The sequence below is a fragment of the Palleronia aestuarii genome (genome assembly GCF_003253995.1).
Taxonomy (GTDB): Bacteria; Pseudomonadota; Alphaproteobacteria; order Rhodobacterales; family Rhodobacteraceae; genus Palleronia; species Palleronia aestuarii.
The window spans coordinates 1-3,547 of the sequence record NZ_QKZL01000067.1 but is presented as its reverse complement, the minus strand read 5'-3'; the positions used below and the strand labels follow the sequence as shown (position 1 = coordinate 3,547).

Here is a 3,547-nt window from a genome sequence, read left to right as displayed (position 1 = left end):
TCGTCAGCCAGGTCGTGCAGATCACGAAATGCGCGCCGCTATGGGCGGCTCACTCCATCAGCCAAATGCGCCAATGCCGCGGAGCGGCTTCGTCCAAGGGCCGGGAACGACAAGCACCTTTGTCGGCCAAAGGCCAGTCCCGCTGCGTCGACGCAAGTCCGGTTCGAGCCCCAAGCTACCGAATGTTGCACTGGACACCAACGTCCGCTCTTGGCTGGTTGTGTTGAAAAACTCCTTTGACCTGCAATTGCAGGCCTCAGGCTAGAATATCGTTCTGCCAAAGGTCGAACTTAACCATTTGACCGGGTATTATAATCATTTCCGAGAACGGACGTTCCGAGAATTCGGTCCTTTTGAAGTCTACCCGAGTTTTTCAAAGCAATCGGCTCTTGGCTCTATAATGTAACGAAATTAACTCCTAGCCCCCGTAAATTGATTTTGAAGGATGTGTAATTCAAATTGAACCTAGGATACAATCTGTGAGAAACATTGTACACTGTCTGTGCCAGCTTAGCCGAACGTCACTGGATTGACAGATCAAGCCTAAAACCGGTGGTCGCGCCGCTGTTGGCATCGTTGCCCATCTGATAGACACGGATCGTGTAAGTGCCGTTGTCGGGAAGGTCGACAGTGGCTGTATTGCCATCCATAGAGCCATTGTAGATCGCGACGCCATCGCTGCCCGGCGGCAGGACATTGAAGTAGATCGTGCCGTTTCCGTTTGAGTCGACTACGGCTAACTCCGCAAACAACTCCTGTCCGTTGCGCGCCGCGAGGCGATAATCTATGTACTCGTCGCCGATGATCGTGCCGCTGACATTGGTTCCGAAGTTGCCGGGTTCAAACCTGACATCGGCCGCCATCTGGGCCAAGGTCGGACTGCCGCAGGGCAACGCCACCATCAGCCCGAAGGCGAGATGCGCGCGCATGATCAATTCTCTCCTTCCATCATGAAATCAAGAGCATACCCGTTCTGCCAAGCATAGCTTGCGCCGCCTTGGTTCGACAGGATTTCGCCATCGGCAAGTACAAAAGTATCAGCTCCGATCAATACCCCGGAGCCTGCAGCGCCGTCGATGACGAGCTGCCACGAAGCCCCCGAACCATCGGCCGTTCCGCTAAGATCAGTGAGAGCATCGTCAGAGATAGTCCCCTCACAGGCCCCGTTTGCATAGACTTTGCCAAGGTAGCTTAGCACACACGTACCCGTCACCGAATCATCGTCGCTGGCTTGTGCTGCAATAGCCGTCGCCGTCAGCGAAAACGCGGCGGCAAGAGCGAAAGTGTTCCTGCTCACAGTTGATCCGTTCAGTTAAAGTGATGTTGTACCTTTTGGAGATTATCCGACGTTCGTGACTTCGCAATCATCTTTAGCGACGACCTCAACCGGGGCACCCTAATTCACTAGTTGCTGGATTGGGATCACGTGAAGCGCGACAAGAGGAACTGCCGATTGCAACGCCGCTATGCTGCCACTAACGTAAAAGCATAGCTAAGCTGGAAAAGCACAAGCACATTGATCTTATCCATGCGTTCATCGCAGCGGTGCTGATCCTTGCAACGCTGTTCGTGCTACGTAAACTGAACGTCACAAAGGCGGAGGGCGATCGATCGTTCGACTGGCGCGTGTATATCGCGGTCTTCGCGGTCATGTTCGTATTTAACATGCTCTGGCCCGCTGGGCCATTACCCCCTGTGCCCGGCGACCAATCCCATTGCAGCCGCCGGACTACCACTCAAGTCACCTAAAAAAGGACTTCGCCATGACCCGGATACTTACCGCAACATTCGTGCTGACCCTTCTTGCAGCCTGCGTCGAAGACGACAATTTCGTCTACGAGAGCGACATCTCCGAGGCGAATATCAACACCGAGTGCCCGGTCGATGTCTCCGAGGCCGACCGAGCGAATTACCCGGCTTGCCAGTGAGTAACGGTCCGCGGTCGCGGTGAAGGCTCGGGAGGCCACTGTAGTTCGGACCATGCCTGCGAGTTTGTGTCGAGGCGGGACGGTATCGGTAGATGGAATGCCTGTTCTGAGGTAGCATGACCCTGTCCTCATCGAACGACAACGCGACCGCAACCACCCGGCCCGGCGCATGGATCGCGTTCTGCGTTGTCTCGCTGTTTTTCCTGTTCGAGTTTGTTGCGCGGATCGAGCCGTCCCTCGCCTCAAACGACATCGCGGCCTGGTTCGGCCTTGGCCGCGGCGGCTTCGGCACGTTGTCGAGTGTCTTCTTCTGGGTCTATGCGCCGATGCAGCTTATCGTCGGACTTGTCCTGGACCGGTACGGGCCACGCCGCTTCGTCGTGCCGGCAATCCTGATACTTACGGCCGGGGTGGCGCTTTTTGCGCTTACATCCAACCCGGTCGTCGCCGCGTTCGGCCGATTCCTCACTGGACTAGGCGCGTCCTTCGGCTTCGTCGGCGGTCTCTACGTCGTCAATCACTGGTTCGCACCGTCCCGCTTTGCGGTCCTCTCCGGAGCCGTCAATGCCATAGGTATGTTGGGCACGGCCATCGGGGCCGTGGCCCTGACCGGCATGATCGAACAGGCCGGGTGGCGTCCTGTCTTCTTCGCGACGGCCTCAGCCGGAGCGGCACTGTTCGTCGTAGCTCTCTTCACTCTGCGCGACCCGAAAGACCTGGCTGCAGAAACGCAACCGCTTCTCACGCCGCTCCGCCTGGTTGCCCGCGAGGGGCGTATCTGGTGGATCGCCATTTTGGGCGCGCTCTACTACATGCCGGTCAACGTCTTCGGCGGGCTTTGGGGTGAAGCAGAGCTGATCGCTGACCACGGCCTGACAGCGGTGAACGCGGAGACGGCAATTTCGATGATTTTTTGGGGCATGGCGCTCGGTTCAGTCGCGGCCGGCTGGCTGTCGGATCGCATCGGCCATCGAAAATGGATCATCGTGTCGAACGCAGCCATGGCCGCAGCTTTCTACAGTGTGGCAATCTACTCGGACAGCACTTCCGTGCTCTTCATCTCGGCCATGCTGTTCTTGGGCGGGCTGATGGGCGGTGCACAGATGCTGACCTTCGCCGCCGCCAAGGAAGGTCACTCGAAAGATATCAGTGGCACGGCCATCGCATTCGTGAACATGGTCGGGATCGGCGGTGCGCTGATCTTTCAGCCTCTCGTTGGGGTGATAATCGACATGAGCGGCGGCGCATTCGAAACAGCCCTGCTCACCATCCCGGCTTGCCTGCTGTTGAGCGCGGCCATGGGTCTGGCGATGAAAGAGGTGCGCCATGACGACCATACCGACGCGCAGTTGTGAGATTTTCTGGTAAAGAGTAGAATATGCAGCCGTTGGCGCATCCGCAGCGAAAGCCCGCTTCGTCCCGCGCAGCTGACCTTCGGCCATCGTGGGGTTTCGCAGGCGCGGCGAATGGCAGCTTCGACGGGCCGCGCTGCAGCATCACGGTCCGAGACTGAAAGTCGGCTAAGGTGAAGGTTTTCTGATGCGGGTCGCGGCGAAACGTTGCGCACTGTCGGAACCACGACCCGTGTTGGAAAACCTCCCAAGGAGGAAGCCGCGGGG

At 57.9% G+C, this 3,547-nt stretch carries 4 protein-coding genes; 2 read left to right on the top strand and 2 right to left on the bottom strand.

What is annotated here, in order from left to right; translation table 11 throughout:
• Positions 1-521 precede the first annotated feature (521 nt).
• Together LX81_RS21685 and LX81_RS21680 are read right to left on the bottom strand one after the other, a co-directional pair.
• On the bottom strand, positions 522-929 hold the full coding sequence (locus LX81_RS21685) for a hypothetical protein (RefSeq protein ID WP_111539305.1): 408 nt from the start codon (positions 927-929) through the stop codon (positions 522-524).
• Between the two features lie 2 nt (positions 930-931).
• The gene (locus LX81_RS21680; protein WP_111539304.1) at positions 932-1,297 is read right to left on the bottom strand and encodes a hypothetical protein; all 366 of its coding nucleotides are present in this window, start codon (positions 1,295-1,297) and stop codon (positions 932-934) included.
• 466 nt (positions 1,298-1,763) lie between these two features.
• Between LX81_RS21680 and LX81_RS22435 the strand changes: the two genes are divergently transcribed.
• Both LX81_RS22435 and LX81_RS21675 read left to right on the top strand, forming a co-directional pair.
• Entirely contained in the window at positions 1,764-1,928 is a 165-nt protein-coding gene (locus tag LX81_RS22435) for a hypothetical protein (RefSeq protein WP_008883921.1), read from the top strand.
• Positions 1,929-2,044: 116 nt separating this feature from the next.
• Entirely contained in the window at positions 2,045-3,283 is a 1,239-nt protein-coding gene (locus LX81_RS21675) for an MFS transporter (protein WP_111539303.1), read from the top strand.
• Positions 3,284-3,547: the final 264 nt, after the last annotated feature.

Excerpts from the sequence above, each read along its gene's own strand:
- LX81_RS21685 (WP_111539305.1), bottom strand. The coding sequence starts at position 929 with ATGCGCGCGCATCTCGCCTTCGGGCTGATGGTGGCGTTGCCCTGCGGC.
- LX81_RS21675 (WP_111539303.1), top strand. The coding sequence starts at position 2,045 with ATGACCCTGTCCTCATCGAACGACAACGCGACCGCAACCACCCGGCCC.
- LX81_RS22435 (WP_008883921.1), top strand. The coding sequence starts at position 1,764 with ATGACCCGGATACTTACCGCAACATTCGTGCTGACCCTTCTTGCAGCC.